We start from the raw sequence: 17,614 nt of genomic DNA on the forward strand, positions 1-17,614 counted from the left end.
CCCCCGAAGGGTCAGCCGTTCGGCTCCCGTGTTCCGTTGAGGGCCTTGCGGAGCAGGGTGGCCAGTTGGTCCCGTTCGCGGGCGCTGAGGTTGGCGGTGGCGGACCGGGCGAACTCGAAGGACACCTCGAAGGCGGCGTAGAGGGCGGCTCCATCGGCGGTCCGGACGATCTGCCGGGAGCGGCCGTCGTCGGGGTGAGGCCGACGGTGGACGAGATCGCGCGCCTCGAGCCTGCGGATGATCTGGGTGACATTGGACGCGTCGCAGCCGAGTTCGTCGGCCAGTTCCCGCATCCCGATCTGCCGGGTGAGCCGCCCGAGCACACAGGCCTGCGCCACGCTCAGCCCGTGCTCCAGGGCGGCCGTTTCGTATGCGCGGTCGTAGGCGTCGACGAAGTCGAACATCGCCCGCTCGGCATCGGTCGATGCGGCGACGGGCCCCGAAGGTGCAGCCATTGGTAGTCAGGGGCGCGGTGCCCGTAGGCCCGTTTCCCCATCCCCCTTTCAATTCCGTGCGTGCGGTTTTCCCGCACACGGCTTACCGATGATCTTCTCGACGTGGTTACGCCGTCTTCGGATAGCGGACGGTTCCGCGTAGGCGGAGCAGGCCATGCCCTTCAAACCACTCACGAGTCCATGCCTGGTGTTGACCCGCCCGCAGATTGCGACCCCGCTTCTTGATCATCAAGCGGCGCAGCATCCACACCACGTAGTCATCCACCTGACCGAACTTTCTGGCGGCATTCCCGGTGCGAAAGTAGTTGCCCCAGCCGCGCAGGACCGGATTGAGATCCGCGATGATCACCCGGATATCCGTTCCCGACCGGCGGCGACCCGTCCGCGTCCGGACCTTCTCACGCAAGCGGTTCATCGCCTGCGCCGAGGGCCAGCGATGCAGGTAGAAGCGGACCACGCCGTACTTCTCCCACATCCGGCCCGAAAAACGAGCCCGGAAGTGACAGCCCAGGAAGTCGAAACCTTCCCGGCCTTCCCTGAGGTCAACAACCTTCGACTTGCCGTGATGCAGCCTCAACCCCAGCGACGTGAGGACCCCCTCTACCACCGCGAGCGCGGCGTGGGCCTGGGCGGCCGACCGGCAACAGACGACACCGTCGTCCGCGTACCGCACCAGCACCCCCACCCCCCGCCTGCTCAGCTCGGCATCGAGAAGATGCAGGTAGATATTGGACAACAAAGGCGAAATCACTCCGCCCTGAGGAGTGCCCGCGACCGTCCGCGCGACTTCCCCATCCGCCATCACCCCCGCCTGAAGCCACAAGCGGATCAACTTGAGAACCCGGCGATCCGACACCCGCCGCCCCACCTCGGCAAGCAACCGGCCATGGTCGATCTCGGCGAAGAAGCTGGCGATGTCGAACTCGGCGACATGGGTGTGGCCATCGATGAACCGTTTACGGATCATCTCCTTGGCCTGCAACGCCGACCGTTTCGGCCGGAACCCGTAGGAGACCTCCAAGAAGTCCGCCTCGAAAATGGGCTCCAGTACGAGCTTGGCCGCCGCCTGCGCCACCCGGTCACGAATCGTCGGTATCCCCAAGGGCCGCTTGCCACCTGAGGACTTGGCAATGTCCACGCGCCTGGCCGGCGCGGGACGGTACACACCTGCCCGGAGATCGTCTTGGAGTTCGGCGAGCATCCGCCCGACCCCGTACTCCTCCACGTGCGCCAGGGTGATCCGATCCACCCCGGCCGCTCCCCGATTCCTCCGGACTCGCTCCCACGCCTCCCACAGGACGTCACCCCGGTGGATACGGTCATACAGGGCGTGGAAACGCCGCTCCTCAGACTGCTTGGCCGCAGTCCATAGCCCGCGTTGAAGTTTTCGCACTTTGGCGATGGACGCTCGCCCATCGGGGTGGTTGGACCGGGTCACCCCGGCCATGCCCTCGCGCTTACCCTCGCCGCGAACATGATCAAAGCGAGGGTCCTTCCCTCCCGGCGCGTTATGGTGCACGCCGATCAGCGGTACTACGACCCCCTCGGACTCCCGCTGCCCTCCGAGCGACTTCACCATCGGCTTATACGCCCGGTCTCTTGCCCGACGAAAGGCGTGGTCAGACGGGTCTCTCCTGTTCCGGCCCAGACCATGCACACGTGCCATCCTCCGTACCCCGGGAGAACCTGGCGGGCTGACCCTGGAACAAGGCCCACCGGACATGGCCTTCGCCGTGACATGAGCGGCTCGGCTTCTCCGTTGTGAATCTGACGAGGCTGCAAGGTTCGCCTAACGCTACGGCCCGCGTGCTCGCTCCCTCCAAAGAGGCTCTCGACACCCCGCTCAGCCCGCCATGTCTCCACGACGGACCGGGGCCTGCTACCGGGCGCTCCAGTGCCTACCCGGACGGGACTTTCACCCGTGGGCCTGGACCAGCTTCCAGGACGCAACATGGCGCCGATTCTACCAAGAACTTGATGAACTCAAGTATATGTGCCAAGGTGTAGATGCTTGATTGGCTCAAGTATCTACGGGAGGTATTCCGATGACGGTCACCAGCAAGGGACGAGCCCGGGAATGGCACCTGGCGCGACGGCCGCAAGGGCAGGTCTCGGCCGACGACTTCGCGCTGGTCGAAACCCAGATTCCCGAACTGCGGCCCGGCCAGGTCCTGGTCCGTAACACGCACCTGTCGGTGGACCCGTACATGCGTGGCCGGATGGACGACCGCCCGTCCTACATCCCGCCCTTCCCGCTGCGGGCGCCGCTGGAAGGGGGAGCGATCGGCGTGGTCGTCGAGTCCCGTGCGGACGGGGTCAAGCCGGGCCAGGTGGTCGAGCACTTCCTCGGCCTGCGTGAGGCCACCGTGATCGACGCGGCCGGGATCGTACCGATCGACACCGACGATCTGCCCGCCGAAACCCATCTCGGCGTGCTCGGCGCGACGGGCCTGACCGCATGGCTGGGCATCACCCAAGTGGCGTCGGTGCGCTCCGGCGACACGGTGTTCGTCACGGGAGCGGCCGGGGCGGTCGGGAGCATCGCCGGTCAGATCGCCCGGCTGCGGGGGGCCAAGCGGGTGATCGGCAGTGCGGGATCGTCCGCCAAGGTGCGCCATCTGGTCGACGACCTCGGTTTCGACACCGCCTTCGACCATCACGACGGTGCGGCTGGTGCGCGCCTCGCACAGGCCGCCCCGGACGGCATCGACGTGGTCTTCGACAACGTCGGCGGCGCCCAGTTGGAGGCCGCGATCGACCATCTCCGGGTCGGCGCCCGGCTGGCCCTGTGCGGGATGGCCAGCCAGTACGACGGCCGGGAGCCGCACGGCCTGCGGAACCTCTACCAGTTGGTCACCAAGCGGGCGACCGCGCGCGGCTTCCTGGTCACCGACCACCAGGACCAGATGCCCGCCTTCCGCGCCGAGGTGGGTTCCTGGGTACGCTCGGGCGAGATCGTCCACCGGCAGACGGTCCTGGACGGCATCGAACGGATACCCGAAGCCCTGCTGGGCCTGCTGCACAGCGGAGCGCCCACGATCGGCAAGGCCGTCGTCCGGCTCCAGGAGCAGGCATGACCCGCACAGTGCTGGTGACCGGAGCCCGAGGCAAGACAGGACGCGAGGTGGCCGCCCGGCTACGCCGCTCCGGCATCCTCGTCCACGCCGGGTCGTCGCAGCCCGCCAGGACGCCGGACACCGGAACCCATCCGGTCCGTTTCGACTGGGACGACCAGGCGACCTGGCGCGCGGCGGTCGCCGCCGTGGACGCGATCTACCTGATGCGCCCCGACCGTCCCGACGCCCCCGGACTCGTCGCCGAGCTGGTCGAGGTGAACCCGGACGCGCATGTCGTCCTGCTGTCAGAGCAGGGGGCCGAGACCCTCTCACCGGACCACTGGGCGCGCCGGGTCGAGGACGCGGTCGTCACTCGGGCCGCTTCCTGGACCCTGCTCCGTCCGTCCTGGTTCCACCAGGTCCTGACCGACCCTCGGTTCTACCGCGACGCCATCCGGGACGACCGCGTCCTGAGCCTGCCCTCGGGCGGCGCCCCGATCGCGTGGGTGGACGCACGCGACATCGCCGACGTCGCCGTGGCCGCGCTGCGCGCGCCGGAGGATCACCACGGCCGGGCGCACACGATCACCGGTCCGGACGCGGTTCCGGTCGCGAACGTCGCGCAGGAGCTCTCCGCGCGTCTCGGCCACCGGATCCGCGCCGAGGACCCGCCCCCGCGCGAAACCCTCGACGGCCTCGACCCCTGGATGGCGGGCATTCTCGACGACCTCTACCACCGCGTCCGGCACGGCGGTTTCAGCGAGCTCTCCCCCGCCGTGAAGCGGATCACCGGGCGCGAGCCCACCTCGATGGGCGAGTTCATCGACGCCCACCTCGACCAATGGAGGAGAAGCCCGATGCCGGCCCCGTAGCCGCGTACCGGCACCTCCCTTCCAGGAAGCTCGGCAGCCGAGACAGCACGCCATCGCGATCGCGGCGGCCGTCAACGCCGACGGCGCCGCCCGCGCCCACCCCGACCCTCCGCGGATCGCGTCGTCGGGGCGAGGCTGGATATCGTGGCTGGAGCAGCTCCGGTGCGAGGAGGTGGCGTCGTTCTCACCTTTCAGGTGCTCGGTCCCCTTGCCGCCTGTTTCGACGGCGAGCCGGTGGCGCTCGGACGGCCACGGCAACGATCAGTGATCGCCCGGCTGCTGGCCGCCGGGGGGCAGGCGGTCTCCGTCGACCGGCTGATCGAGGACGTGTACGCCGACGAGGTGCCGCCCAAGGCGCTGGCCGCGGTGCAGGCCTACATCTCCAATCTGCGCCGCGTGCTGGAGCCGGACCGCCCGCCGCGTGCCCCTGCGAAGGTGCTGGTGACCGTCCCGCCCGGATACGCGATCAGCGTGGATCCGATGGCTGTCGACGCCTGGGCCTTCGAACGCGCGGTACGCGATCCGACGGGTACCCCCGAGAAGCTGGCCAAGGCCCTGGAACTGTGGCGCGGACCGGCATATGCCGAGTTCATGGGGGCGCACTGGGCCGACGCCGAGATCGCCAGACTGGACGAGTTGCGGCTGTCAGCCCTCGAACGGCACGCGGACGCGGTGATCAGGTCGCGCGGGGCGGCGTCCGTCGTACCGGATCTGGAACGGCTGGTCGATGAGCATCCGCTGCGCGAACGGGCCTGGGCGTTGCTGGCCAGAGCGCTGTACCGGTGCGGCAGGCAGGGTGAGGCGCTCAGCGCGCTGCGGAGGGCTCGCGCTCGGCTGGCCGAGGATCTGGGGATCGACCCAGGGCCGGAGTTACGGCAGTTGGAGGCCGATGTCCTGGCGCAGGCGGCGCACCTGACGGAGAACGCGTCGCCGCAGGTCGTGCCTGAGCGCCCGGTCGTGCTCTCTCAGCCCTATGTGGGGAGGCGGGCCGAACGCGTCGCGGTCGCGGCGGTCGAGAGCGGCGTCGTGTTGGTCAGCGGTGAGCCCGGTGCCGGCAAGACCGCCCTGCTGGAGCAGGTGCGGGTCGCCAAGGGCTGGACGACCGGCTGGGGACGGTGCCCGGAATACGAGGGCGCGCCTCCCGCCTGGGCGTGGGCCGAGCTGCTGCGCTCGTTGACGGCCCGTACCCCGCCGGAGGATCCGCAGGCCCTGGCGCCGCTGCTCGCGGACGTGCCCGCGGCGGGCGATGTGGCGGCGGCGCGGTTCCGCCTGCACCAGGCCGTCGGCGCGTTCCTCGCCTCCTGCGCGCCCGTGCTGATCGTTCTGGACGACCTGCACCGCGCCGACGCGGAAACCCTGGCGCTGCTGACTCATGTGGTCTCGTCCGCCAAAGGGTTGCCGGTGGTCGTCATCGGTTCGTATCGGCACACCGCGATCACCGATGACCTCGCCGATGCGCTGGCCACGTTGGCCGCGCATGAGCCGATCCGGATCGAGCTGACCGGGCTGGCTCCGGCTGAGGTGGCTGATCTGGTACGGCTCATCTGCCCGGCCGACGACGACGTCGTGGCCCAGATCGCCGAGCGCACCGGCGGCAACCCGTTCTTCGTCAGAGAGATGGCCAAACTGCTGAACGCGGAGGGCACGCTCGCCGTACCGGCCGGGGTTCGTGACGTGCTGCGCCGCCGGGTCGCTCGTCTTCCCGCGCCCGCCCAGACCGTCCTGCGCACGATCGCGGTCATCGGCCGGGAGTGCGACCTCGACACGCTGGCAGCCGTGAGCGGCGGCGAGGAGGACGGCCTGCTGGACGCCGTGGAAGCCGGACTGGTCACCGGTCTGCTGACCGAGCGGGCCGACGCGCGGCTGGCCTTCTCCCACATGCTGGTCCGCGACATGTTGTACGAAGACATCTCCCGCAACCGCCGGCTGCGCCTGCACGAGCGGGTGGCCCGCGCCATCGAGCGACACCATCCGGACGACGTCGCGACCCTGGCCTACCACTTCACCGCCGCCGGACGATCGCCGGAGGCGGCACACTACTCCGTGCCGGCCGCGCGTCAGGCCGAGCGCCGCTTCGCCCATCACGAGGCCGTGGCGCTGTGGCAGCAGGCGATCGATCACTTCCGGGGCGATCCCCGCGAGCGGCTCGATCTGACGCTGTCCATGGTGTCCGCCATGGCCAACACGGGCCGGCTGGTGCAGGCCCGTGCCCATCGGGAGGAGGCCGTCAGGGCCGCGTTGCCGTACGGCGATGCTGAGTTGCTGGCGCGGGTGATCGCCTCGTTCGAGGTGCCCACCTTCTGGAGCAGCAGGGAGTACGCCCGGCTGGACACCGACCTCGTGGAGGCGGTCGAGCATGCTCTGGACAGCCTGCCACCGGCCGATGGCGTGGCCCGTTGCCGCCTGCTCACCGCGCTCGCCTTCGAGCTGGAGGGCGAGGCGACCGAACGCGGGTACGACGCCGCACGGGCGGCCGTCGCCATGGCACGCCGGCTGGGTGACCCCGAGCTGCTCATCCTCGCGCTCAACGGCGCCTTCCACCAGACCTTCCGCCACGGTGAGCTGGCCGAACGCGAGCAGATCGGCCGTGAGCTCCTCGAACTGTCCGGCCCCAGGGTCACTGTCGAGGCGCTGGGTCACCTCGTCCTCATGCTGTCGGCCACCTGCCGTGCCGATTTCACCGCGGCGGACGCGCACGCCTCGGAGGCCCTGCGGGTGGCGGAGAGCTACGACCTGCCGATCTCCAGGGCCGCGGTGAGCTTCTATCGCGGGCTGCGCGCCGGACTGGCCGGGGACGACCGCGGAGCTGACGCCCACCTGCGGACGGGAGCCGAACTGGCCGGGCGGCTGGGCATGTGGCAGCACGAGGTCGGCCTGCTCGCCCTCGCCAGGTACGGCCTGCATCTGATGCGCGGCGACCTCACGCCGCTGCTGCCCGAACTGGCCGCCCTTTCGGCCCTTGCCGGTTATGAGTCCTGGCGCGATCAATCTGCTGAGCTGTACGCGTTGGCACTGTGTCATGCCGGACGGGTGGCCGAGGCTCGCGAATCGGCCGGCGAGCAGCCGCCACCCATCAGGCATGACTACTTCTGGCACCTTCTCACGACCGTTCGGGGCCTGCTCGGGATCGCTCTCGGCGACACCGCGCGCGTCCAGCAGGCTTACCAGGCACTGCTTCCGTACGCCGGCATGCCGGTGGGCGGCACCGGATACCTGGCCGTCTGGCCGACGGCGCAGGTTCTCGGTGACCTGGCCGGGTACCTCGGCCGGCCCGCCACGGCGCACTTCCGTCAGGCCCTGGAGATCGCCGAGCGGGCAGGGGTCAGGGCGTGGGCCGAGGCAGCGCGATCGCGGCTCGTTCCAGCCTCTGGTACCGGCCTCGGGTGAGGGCCAGCGCGAGCCGGAAGCGCGACCCGACCCGGCGCAGCATGCCGTCGAGTTCCTCCGAGGTCGCCCAACTGGACAGCCACGGGACGGTGAAACGCATCTGGCCGAGCCCGGCCCGCCGGGCTATCCGGTCCTCACACCACTGGTAGGCGTCCGCCGGGACGAAGCGCTTGATGATGGGGAAGACCTCGCTCTCCTCATCGGCGATGTGCTCGACCAGCATCGCGTGCAACTCGCCGAGCGACTGACGCAGCCGGGTCAGGTCCCCGGTGAGGGCGGCCCGGCAGCGGGCCAGTACCGCCTCCAGCGCGAGGTGGTCGTCGGTGAACGGCGCCAGATCGACAGCTCGGCCGGCGGCGCGTTCGATGACGGGCCACAGCAGGTCGTCCTCGTTGGTGTGATGATGGTCGACCTCGAACAGCAGGAGAGTCGCATAGCGGCGGATCGCCGCGTCGCCGCCGCCGTGGTCTTCGGCCAGGCGACGCAGGTCACCCAGCATCGCCCGGTGGATGACGTACATCGCGGTGAGATCGGGCTCGGGGTCTTCCGGGCGTCGTACGGCAACGGCCGGGATCTGAATGGTTCGGGTCATCTCCATGGCCTCAGCCTGCGCCCGGCCACTTGTCACCGATCAGTCGCCGACTTGCCGCTTGTGCACGAGTTGCTGACGGTGGGCGATGACCGCCGCCTCGGTGCGGGTCGTGGCGCCCAGTTTGCTCAGGATGTGGGAGACGTGCACTCCCGCCGTACTCGGTGAGATGTGCAGCCGGGCGGCGATCTGCCGGTTGCTCAGGCCCTCGGCGATCAACCTGAGCACGTCGTGTTCGCGCTCCGTGAGCTTGTCCTGAGCCGGTCGGGGCCGGCCGAGCAGGGCGATCTCGCGGGCGAGCGGCGCGGCGCCCAGGTCTTCGGCCAGCCGCGCGGCCTGCCTGAGGCGGGCCGTCGCCCCGGCCCGGTCGTCCGCCGCCAGCGCGGCTCGCGCGCCGTGGAACAGGCTCAGCGCCAGCTCGTACGGCTGCCGCAGGTCCCGCCAGGCATCCGCGACGTGGTCCCAGCCGTCGTCCTCGATCAGCGCGTGCAGCATGATCTGCCAGGCGCGGTCGAGCGGCCCGTCCACGCCGAGCGTCGCATCGGCCGCGGCGAGTTCGGCCTGCCGTTTCGCGACCCGTTTGCGCAGGTCCGCACCGTCACCGTGGGTGAGCCGGCTGCGCTGCGCCAATGCGCCGGCGACCAGGACCGGCCGGGCGTCGCTGCTGTAGATCCGGGTGAGCGCCGGATCGGCCAGCGCCCGGTCCAGGAGCAGGCCGGCCCTCTCGTGGTCGCCCTGGGCGACGGCGAGCAGGCAGAGGAGCCGATAGCGGGGGAACAGACCTCCGTCACCGGGGTGCTCCACGTCCGCCGCGGCGGCGGCCGCCCTGGCCAGGTCCCCGCGCAGCAGCGCCAGGTAGCCGTCGAGCGCGCGCAGGGCCTGCCGCGGCAGCGGTGGCGGATCCTCCTGAAGGCTCTCCTCCAGCAGGGCGGACGCCTCGTCCCACGCCCCGGCCAGGATCAGGCTGTATCCGGCGAAGCGCGCGAGTTCGGCGCCCCGGCTGCGGCCCAGCCCGTACCGGCGGGCGTGGCGGATGCCGTCGCGGGCCGCCTCGATGGCGTGGTGCTGGTCGCCCGCCTTGGTGTGCAGCGTGGCCTCGTACATCGGGACGGTCATGAGCAGGTCGTGGCCGTCGAGCCGCGCGGCCAGCGTCCGGGCCTGCGCCAGCATCCCGAGGTCGCGCGTCAGGGACCCGACGCCCAGCAGCCCACGGACCGTCACCGTGGCATCGCCGGTGCGCCGGCCGATGGCGAGCGCCTCCGCGAACAGCTCGCGGGCCCTGTCCGTCTCCGGCAGCAGGCCCATGGCCAGCACCCCGAGCAGCCGCCCCCGCTGAACGCCGTCGGAGGTGGCGGGCACCAGTTCCAGGGCCCGTTCCCAGTCGGCGACGCCGGTCGCCTCCAGCCGATGCCGCAGCCTGCCTCGATGTTCCAGCAGTTGGGCGGCCCGCTCCGGCTCGCGCCGCTCGTCCACGGCGGCCAGCCCGGCGCTGGCGTACTCGACCCCGCGCGCGTAGTCGCCGCTGAGCATGCAGGCCTCGGCCGCGCCGGTCAGGACATCGATCCGGTCGGCGCCCAGCCGCGCCCGCGGGTCCCAGAGTTCGAGGACCTGATCGAGCAGGCGGACCTGCTCCTCGTAGGCGTAGGACCTGCGCGCCTGGCTCGCGGCCAGGTAGGCGGCGGACAGGGCCGGGCCGCGGTCACCGGCGGCGTAGGCGTGCGCGGCCAGCTCCGCGTGGGCGCCGGAGTCGCGCAGGGCCCCGGCGTAGCACGCGTGCAGGCGCGCCCGCTCGCCGGGCAGCAGGTCCTCGTACACCGCCTGCCGGATCAGGGCATGGCGAAAGTCGTAGCCGTCCCCTGCCGTGACGAGCAGGCCGCGGTCGACGAGCTCGCGCAGCAGGGTGTCCAGCTCGGCCCCGTCCTGCCCGGCCACCTGCGCCAGCAGCCGGTGGCCGACCCGGCCGCCCGCGACCGAAGCGATGCCCAGCAGCCCGCGGGCCGGGCCCGGCAGCGACCGCGGGCCGTGCAGCAGCAGGTCGCGCAGGCTGTCCGGGGTCCGCTCACCGGCGCGGGCGAGCGCCTCGACGAACAGCGGGTTGCCGTCGCTGCGTTCGTGGACGCGGCGTACCGCGGCCGTGTCCGGCTCGGCGCCGAGGATCGCGGCCAGTTGCCGGCCCACGCCCTGCCGGTCCAGGCGGTCCAGGCGCAGCGTGGTGGTGCGCGGGCGGCGGCCCAGCTCCGACAGCAGCGGCCCGAGCCGCCCGTCGCCCGTCTCCGGCGGCCGGTAGGTGATCGCCAGGAGCACGCCGGTCTGGGTCAGGTTCCTGGCCAGGAAGCCGAGCAACTCGCGGGTGGCGGCGTCGGCCCAGTGCAGGTCCTCGATCGAGACGACCAGCGGCTGGTCCGCGGCCACGCGCTCGACCAGCGTCAGGACCTCCTCGAACAGCCGGTGCTTGCCGCCTTCCGCGTCGCCCGCCTCGCCGAGCTCCGGGAACCAGCGGGCAAGCTGACGGTAGGGCCCAGGCAGCACCCCTTCGACCCGGATCAGCCTGCGCAGCACCGTCACGAACGGCGCGTACGGCAGGCCGTCACTGCCCAGTTCCGCGCAGGCGCCCTCGACCACCCGCACGGCCGGGCCCAGCGACCGCGCGAACTCGGCGAGCAGCCGCGACTTGCCGATCCCGGCCTCCCCGGCCACCAGCGCCACGGCGGGCCCCTGCCCCACAGCCGTGTCCAGGGCCGCCGCCAGTGCCGACAGCTCCTCGCCCCTGCCGATGAACACCGGGCTGACCACGCGCTCCGCCACCACGGAACCAGCATATAAATACACAGATCACTCGATGCGCAACGGCTGTTTACCCGGTCACTGTCGAAGCATGACAGCCACGTACCCCCTGCGGACCATCCGCGCCGACGAGCTCGACGCGTGGGCTCGCATGATCACCACGACCTACGGCCAGGACTGGTACGAGGGCGGCCTCAGGAACGCCGCCGTCTCCATCGAGCCCGGACGCACGATCGCCGCCTTCGACGGCGAGGAGATCGTCGGCGGCGCGTCGATCTACGGCCGCGTCATGACGATCCCCGGCGCGGTGACGCCCGTCGCCGGCATCACGCTCGTCGCGGTCCTGCCCACGCACCGGCGCCGCGGCATCCTCACCGAGATGATGCGCAAGCAGCTCACTGACCTGCACGAATCAGGCGGCGAACCGATCACCGCGCTCAACGCCGCCGAGGCCACGATCTATGGCCGCTTCGGCTACGGCGTCGCCAGCCACGTGGCCGAGATCCAGGCCGACAAGAAGCTCCTGGCCCTGAGGCCCGGCACCGACCTCGGCGACGGGACGATCCGCCTGCTCGACCGCCGGCAGGCCCGGCCGCTGCTGGAGAAGGTCTACGACACCGCCCGCCTTGCCGGGGTCGGCTGGGTGGACCGTACGGACCGGTTCTGGGAGGCGAGGCTGGCCGACGGCGAACGCGCGCGCGACGGCGGGACGGCACTGCGCTTCGCCGTCCACTTCGAACCCGGCGGCGAGGTCACCGGCTACGCCCTCTACCGCTCCAAGCCGCGGCTGGCGCAGGTCATCGAGGTCGCGGCCACCACCCGGCAGTCCAACGCCGCCTTGTGGCGCTACCTCATCGACCTCGACGCCCACGCCGGCCTCAGCTACGACGGAGCCGTCGACGACCCGCTGAAGCACCTGCTGACCGACCCGCGTGCGGCCCGCACCACCGTGATCGACAACCTCTGGGTCCGCCTGGTGGACGTCGACCGCGCGCTGACGGCACGCCGCTACTCGGCCCCGCTGGAGCTGGTCCTGGAGGTGCAGGACACGTTCTGCCCGTGGAACGCGGGGCGCTACCGCCTGCGGGCCGACGGCGACTCCGTCACCTGCGAACGCACCCGGACCCGGCCCGACCTGCGACTGACCTCCGCCGAACTGGGCGCGGCCTACCTGGGCGGCACCACCCTGGCGGCCCTGGCGGCGGCCGGCCGGGTGGAGGAACTGCGCCCCGGGGCGCTCGCCGCCGCCTCGCTCGCCTTCCGCGGCGAGCGGGCACCGTTTCACCCCTCAGGCTGGGCGTTCCCCGCCTTCTGATCGGCGTCCGGCCGGATCCAGGCACGCCCGGAGGACCAGATCGTCCTTGACGTCACCGCGACCGCTCTCGGCGGGCCCCGGCCTCGGCCGGTCGCCCTACGCTCCTGGGCGTACCCGGACGGCCTCCCTCCGGCCGACGCCCGGACCTGGGCGAAGCGGCGAGGATGAGGCCGTCGGGTTCGGGGAGGGAGGCGGGTGCGATGCGGCCGCGTATCAGGAAGACGGTCCTGGTCGTCCACGTCATCGCAGCGGTGGCGTTGCTCGGTGAGGTGTGGGCACTGGTCGTGCTGAACACGGCGGCGACCCTGGCGGAGGAGCCGGAGCTGGCGCACGCCGCCTACCGCCTGATGCCGTTCCTGGTGTTCGCGGGCGGGATACCGCTCAGCCTCACCGCTCTGGCCACCGGCGTCACGCTGGGGCTGAGCAGCCATTGGGGGGTGTTCCGCCACTCCTGGGTGGCGGCCAAGCTGGTCCTGATCCTGGGCGTCATCTGCCTCGGCGCGTTCCTGTTCGATCCCGTGGGGATGGCCGCCGCCACCGCGGGCGGACGGGGCGTCGCGACGGACCGGCAGTGGGGCCAGGTGGCCGTGCCTGCCGCGCAGTTGGTCATGCTGGTGACGGCGACGGCGCTGTCGGTCTTCAAACCGCGACGCAGGATCCCCAGGACCCGGGGTGATCATCCGCAATGAGGGGCGTGGGCAGGTGGTCGGCCATCACGATCTGCGCACTCGTGGTGATCGCCGAGGGCTACGACCTCATCGTGTACGGCGCGCTGCTGCCGTCCCTGCTGCGGGAGCCCGGATGGGAGCTCACCCGGGCCGACGCCGGCACGCTGGGCAGCGCGGCCTACCTGGGCATGCTCGTCGGCGCCCTGGTCGTCGGCAGGCTCAGCGACCTGTTCGGCCGCCGGCCGTTCGTCCTGGGTTCGCTCGCCTGGTTCACCGTCTGGACGATCGCGTGCGCCCTGGCGGGAGCGCCCTGGCACCTGGGCGTCTTCCGGCTGCTGGCCGGGGTCGGCATGGGCGCGGTCCTGCCCGTCGTGCTGGCCCTGGCCAGAGAGCTGGCGCCGGCGGATCGCACCGGAGTCGTCTTCACCGTGCTGATGGCGGGCCTGCCCGCCGGTGGCATGCTCGCCTCCCTGACCGGGCTGGTCGTGCTGCCCGTCGCCGACTGGCGCGTGATGTTCCTCATCGGCGGCGTCGCCTCGGTCATCGTCCTGATCGTGGCCTTCCTGCGGCTGCCCGACTCGGCGGAGTACCGCGGCCGGGCGCCCGATCCGATCGGGTTCTCCGTGTTGTTCGCACCCGGGCTGCTGCTCAGCACGATGCTGTTCCCCCTGGCCAACCTCATGATGTTGCTCACCTGGTACGGGCTGAACACCTGGCTGACGACCCTCATGCACGACCTGAGTCACCCGCTCGCTTCCGCGCTGCGGTTCTCCACGGTGCTCAACCTCGGCGCGCTGGCCGGATCGTTCGCGCTGGCCGCGCTGTGCCTGCGCTGGGGAACCAGGCGGGTCGCGGGGCTGAGCGCCCTGCTGGCGGGTCTGGGCATCCTGGGCTGCGTGCTGCACCCGGGCAGCACCGTCGTCTTCCTCGGCCTGATCGCGCTCATCGGCGCCGGTGCGCACAGCGCGCTCAACCTGATCACCGCCTCTGTCGCCGACTCCTATCCGGTCGCCCTGCGCGCGACGGCCATCGGCTGGACCCATGGGCTCGGCCGCGCCGGCGCCATCGTCTCTCCTTCGCTGGGCGGCTGGATCCTGGAGGCCGAGCTGGGACCGACGATGGTGCTCGGCGCCTTCATGGTCACCGCGGTGCTGGGTGCGGTGTTCCTGGGCCTGCTGAGCCTGGGGCCGCACCGCTGAGCATCCCGGTCAGGCGCGGTCACCGTCGTAGGCCGCGAGGAACACCTGCACCGCCTCGTCGGCGATGCGTTCGAGCTCTTCGATGGGTGGCTTGGCCAGCGTGCCGGCGAACATCACCTGGTTCATCGGCTTGTACATGATGAGCCCGGCGAACTGGTAGGCGGCCAGGGTCGGATCGGGCAGCTCGCGTAGCATCCCGCGCTCGGCAAGCCGCTGCATCGCCTCTCCCAGAAGCACCAGCGACCGGTGGAAGCCGTGCTCGAACCAGGCTCCGGACAGCTCGGGGAACCGGTCGGCCTCGGCGATGACCAGCCGGCGCAACTGGATGACGTCCGACCGGGTGAGGCTTTCGAGGAAACCGCGCGCGACTTCGCGCAGCGCCTGCCGCGCATCGGTGGCCTGGTCGAGACGATGGGCGGCCTGCCCGAATCCGTTCACCAGTTGATCGTTGGTGCCCAGGATGATCTCGGCGAACAGGCGTTCCTTGTCCTCGAACTGTTTGTAGACGGTCTGCTTGGACACGGCGGCTCGGGCGGCCACCTGATCCATGCTCGCTCCCAGATAGCCGTTCTGCAGGAACACCTCGGTGGCCGCCTGAAGGATCGCGCGTCGCTTCCGCTCGGTACGGCCGACCTCCATGTCGTCGTCCGGCTTGACGGCCGCCGGCCGGCCGCCGCTCTGCTGCGTCCGCTCTCGTGGGTTCACGTCACCTTCCTCAAAGTCGAACTGAACGAAGAGTACTAGACAGTTCCGTACGCCCGTCAGTACTATACCGTCCAGTTCCACTGATAAACCTTGAGGAGTAGCCATGTCACGCACGGTGAACGTGCCGGGTGCCCAGATCTCCTACGAAGTCCGGGGCAGCGGGCCGGTGCTCGCGGTCATCGGCCATCCCATGGACGGCAGCGGCTTCGCCGCGCTCGTCTCGAAGCTGACCGAGCACTACACCGTCGTCACGATCGATCCCCGGGGATTCGGGCGCAGCACGATCGCCGACCGTGAGCAGGACGCGATGCCCGAGGTGCTCGCCGACGACGTCAAGGCGGTGCTCGACCTCGTGGAGCCGGAGCCCGTGCACCTGTTCGGCAACAGTGGCGGTGCGGTCATCGGTCTCGCGCTCGTCGCCAAGTATCCGGACCGGCTCCGCACTCTCGTCGCCCACGACCCTCCCCTGGCCGACCTGCTGCCGGACAGGGAGCAGGCGCGGGCCGCGCTCCATGACATCCATGACACCTACCGCGCCCACGGCCAGGGGGCGGCATGGGGCCAGTTCTTCGAATTCGGCGGCTTCGAGGCGCCCCCCATGCCGGACGGCGAGCCGCAGGAGCCGTCCGAGGAGGACGTGGCCGCGGGCGAGCGCCTGTTCGGTCATGGCCTTCTGCCGATCACGCTGTACGAACCCGACCTCGCTGCCCTGCGCGCGGCATCCACCCGGATCGTGGCCGCCGGCGGTGGGGCCTCCGTCGGCACCTTCCCCCAGCGTGCCGCCGCCGCGCTCGCAGAGCGGCTCGGCACCGAGCTGGTCGACTTCCCCGGGAACCACGGCGGCTTCGACAGCCATCCGGAGGAGTTCGCCCAGACCCTCCACAAAATCCTGAGCTAGCGGTACGCCGCCCGAAGACAGGTGGGGACGACCACCGGCCGGGCGGTCCGACGAGAGGAGACAACGTGACCTCGTCCTCAGCACCGCTCAGGGCGACGCGGCGGGAGTGGACCGGGCTCGCCGTGCTGGCTCTGCCCACCCTGCTACTGGCGTTGGACACCAGCGTGCTGTATCTGGCCCTGCCGCAACTGGCGGCGGATCTCGGCGCCAGCGGCACCCAGCAGCTCTGGATCACCGACATCTACGGATTCCTGCTCGCCGGTTTCCTGGTTACCATGGGCGCGCTCGGCGACCGCATCGGCCGCCGCCGGCTGCTGCTGATCGGCGCCGTCCTGTTCGGGGCCGCCTCGATCCTGGCCGCCTGCTCCGGCAGCCCGGAGACGCTGATCATCGCCCGTGCCGTGCTGGGGATCGCCGGTGCCACGCTGATGCCGTCCACCCTGGCCCTGATCACCAACATGTTCCGCGACCCCCGGCAGCGGACGACCGCGCTGGCGGTCTGGGTGAGCTGTTTCATGGGCGGCGTCGCGGTCGGCCCGGTGGTCGGCGGCGCCCTGCTGGAGAACTTCTGGTGGGGCTCGGCCTTCCTGCTGGGCGTCCCGGTGATGCTGCTCCTGGTGGTGGTGGGCCCGCTGCTGCTGCCCGAATACCGTGACCCGGCCCAGGCCGGACCGCTGGACCCGCTGAGCGTGGCGCTGTCCCTCGCGGCCATCCTGCCGGTCGTCCACGGGCTGAAGGACCTGGCCGCCAACGGGCTGCGACCCGAGGCGGCGGTGGCCATCGTGGCCGGTCTGGCGCTGGGAGCGGTGTTCGTCCGCCGTCAGCGCGTCCTGGCGGCGCCGCTGCTGGACCTGCGCCTGTTCGCCGGCCGCCAAGTGAGCGCCGCACTGACGCTCGGGCTGCTGAGCGGCGCCGTCATGGGCGGGGTCTGGCTGCTGATCAACCTCTATCTCCAGACGGTCGCCGAACTGTCCCCGCTGCACGCCGGACTGTGGCAACTGCCCGCGGTGCTGGGGATGGTCGTCGCCGGCAACCTCGCGCCACGCCTCAGCCGCCGGTTCCGTCCCGGTGCCGTCATCACGGCCGGGATGGCGCTGTCGGCGGTGGGCTTCGCCGTGCTGACCCAGACACCCACCGCCGACGGGCTGGCCGTGCTGATCCCCGCGTTCGTCGTCATCATGATCGGGGTCGGCGTCGGGTTGCCGCTGGTGCAGGACCTCATCATCGGCGCCGCACCACCCGAACGCGCCGGCTCGGCGTCGGCGATGTCGGAGACCAGCGGCGAACTCGGTGTCGCGCTGGGCGTCGCCGCCCTCGGCAGTGTGGGTACCGCCATCTACCGCAGCCAGTTCACGCTTCCCCCGGGAGTGCCGGAACACCTGGGCCAGAGCGCGCGGGAGGGCATCGTCGGCGCGGTGATCACCGCGCCGCGGCTGCCCGCCGAGATCGGCGCGGAACTGCTCGGCAATGCCCGGGCCGCGTTCACCTCCGGCCTCACCACGGTGGCGGCCCTGAGCATCGTCGCCTTCCTCGCGCTCGCCCTCGTCACCGCTACGGCGCTGCGCGGGGTCCGCTCCCCCGGCCCTGCCGCGCCGGAGCAGCCGGACCCGATCGAGCCGGAGCCCCGCGCGACCACGATGACCACCGAACAATCATCACCCGTGAACATCTCCGCCTGACCATTTC

General features: G+C 71.2%; 13 protein-coding genes. 8 read left to right on the forward strand and 5 right to left on the reverse strand.

Going from position 1 to position 17,614, the window contains the following annotated elements; translation table 11 throughout:
* Positions 1-11 precede the first annotated feature (11 nt).
* Both FAF44_RS06025 and ltrA read right to left on the reverse strand, forming a co-directional pair.
* Entirely contained in the window at positions 12-404 is a 393-nt protein-coding gene (locus tag FAF44_RS06025; RefSeq protein WP_237102013.1) for a MarR family winged helix-turn-helix transcriptional regulator, read from the reverse strand.
* Between the two features lie 157 nt (positions 405-561).
* The gene (ltrA, locus tag FAF44_RS06030; protein ID WP_272894124.1) at positions 562-1,782 is read right to left on the reverse strand and encodes a group II intron reverse transcriptase/maturase; all 1,221 of its coding nucleotides are present in this window, start codon (positions 1,780-1,782) and stop codon (positions 562-564) included.
* Between the two features lie 718 nt (positions 1,783-2,500).
* Between ltrA and FAF44_RS06035 the strand changes: the two genes are divergently transcribed.
* The 3 genes from FAF44_RS06035 to FAF44_RS06045 all read left to right on the forward strand — a co-directional run bounded on the left by FAF44_RS06035 (position 2,501) and on the right by FAF44_RS06045 (position 7,770).
* Positions 2,501-3,532 (forward strand): NADP-dependent oxidoreductase, encoded by a 1,032-nt coding sequence (locus FAF44_RS06035; RefSeq protein ID WP_237102015.1) that lies wholly within the window; start codon positions 2,501-2,503, stop codon positions 3,530-3,532.
* Positions 3,529-4,383 (forward strand): NAD(P)H-binding protein, encoded by an 855-nt coding sequence (locus FAF44_RS06040; protein ID WP_237102016.1) that lies wholly within the window; start codon positions 3,529-3,531, stop codon positions 4,381-4,383. The genes FAF44_RS06035 and FAF44_RS06040 overlap by 4 nt, the downstream gene beginning before the upstream one ends.
* Before the next feature lie 195 nt (positions 4,384-4,578).
* Entirely contained in the window at positions 4,579-7,770 is a 3,192-nt protein-coding gene (locus tag FAF44_RS06045; RefSeq protein WP_237102017.1) for a BTAD domain-containing putative transcriptional regulator, read from the forward strand.
* On the opposite strand, the gene FAF44_RS06050 is transcribed toward FAF44_RS06045, so the two are convergent.
* Together FAF44_RS06050 and FAF44_RS55690 are read right to left on the reverse strand one after the other, a co-directional pair.
* Complete coding sequence (locus FAF44_RS06050; protein WP_237102018.1) at positions 7,706-8,362, reverse strand: hemerythrin domain-containing protein; 657 nt, start codon at positions 8,360-8,362, stop codon at positions 7,706-7,708. The genes FAF44_RS06045 and FAF44_RS06050 overlap by 65 nt on opposite strands.
* Positions 8,363-8,401: 39 nt before the next feature.
* Positions 8,402-11,167, reverse strand: coding sequence for an AAA family ATPase (locus FAF44_RS55690; protein ID WP_237102019.1), 2,766 nt, complete (start codon positions 11,165-11,167; stop codon positions 8,402-8,404).
* Between the two features lie 67 nt (positions 11,168-11,234).
* Here FAF44_RS55690 and FAF44_RS06060 point away from each other — a divergent pair, with 67 nt between their 5' ends.
* The 3 genes from FAF44_RS06060 to FAF44_RS06070 all read left to right on the forward strand — a co-directional run bounded on the left by FAF44_RS06060 (position 11,235) and on the right by FAF44_RS06070 (position 14,325).
* Complete coding sequence (locus FAF44_RS06060; protein ID WP_237102021.1) at positions 11,235-12,458, forward strand: GNAT family N-acetyltransferase; 1,224 nt, start codon at positions 11,235-11,237, stop codon at positions 12,456-12,458.
* A gap of 200 nt (positions 12,459-12,658) precedes the next feature.
* Entirely contained in the window at positions 12,659-13,147 is a 489-nt protein-coding gene (locus FAF44_RS06065; RefSeq protein ID WP_237102023.1) for a hypothetical protein, read from the forward strand.
* Positions 13,148-13,152: 5 nt separating this feature from the next.
* Positions 13,153-14,325, forward strand: a complete 1,173-nt coding sequence (locus tag FAF44_RS06070) for an MFS transporter (RefSeq protein WP_237102025.1) — start codon at positions 13,153-13,155, stop codon at positions 14,323-14,325.
* A gap of 9 nt (positions 14,326-14,334) precedes the next feature.
* Here the strand turns inward: FAF44_RS06070 and FAF44_RS06075 are convergent, their stop codons facing one another.
* The gene (locus FAF44_RS06075; RefSeq protein ID WP_237102027.1) at positions 14,335-15,111 is read right to left on the reverse strand and encodes a TetR/AcrR family transcriptional regulator; all 777 of its coding nucleotides are present in this window, start codon (positions 15,109-15,111) and stop codon (positions 14,335-14,337) included.
* A gap of 22 nt (positions 15,112-15,133) precedes the next feature.
* Here FAF44_RS06075 and FAF44_RS06080 point away from each other — a divergent pair, with 22 nt between their 5' ends.
* On the forward strand, positions 15,134-15,928 hold the full coding sequence (locus FAF44_RS06080; protein ID WP_237102029.1) for an alpha/beta fold hydrolase: 795 nt from the start codon (positions 15,134-15,136) through the stop codon (positions 15,926-15,928).
* 65 nt (positions 15,929-15,993) lie between these two features.
* Positions 15,994-17,607, forward strand: coding sequence for an MFS transporter (locus FAF44_RS06085; RefSeq protein WP_237102030.1), 1,614 nt, complete (start codon positions 15,994-15,996; stop codon positions 17,605-17,607).
* Positions 17,608-17,614: the final 7 nt, after the last annotated feature.

The organism is Nonomuraea sp. MG754425, assembly GCF_021699195.1.
Taxonomy (GTDB): domain Bacteria; phylum Actinomycetota; class Actinomycetes; order Streptosporangiales; family Streptosporangiaceae; genus Nonomuraea.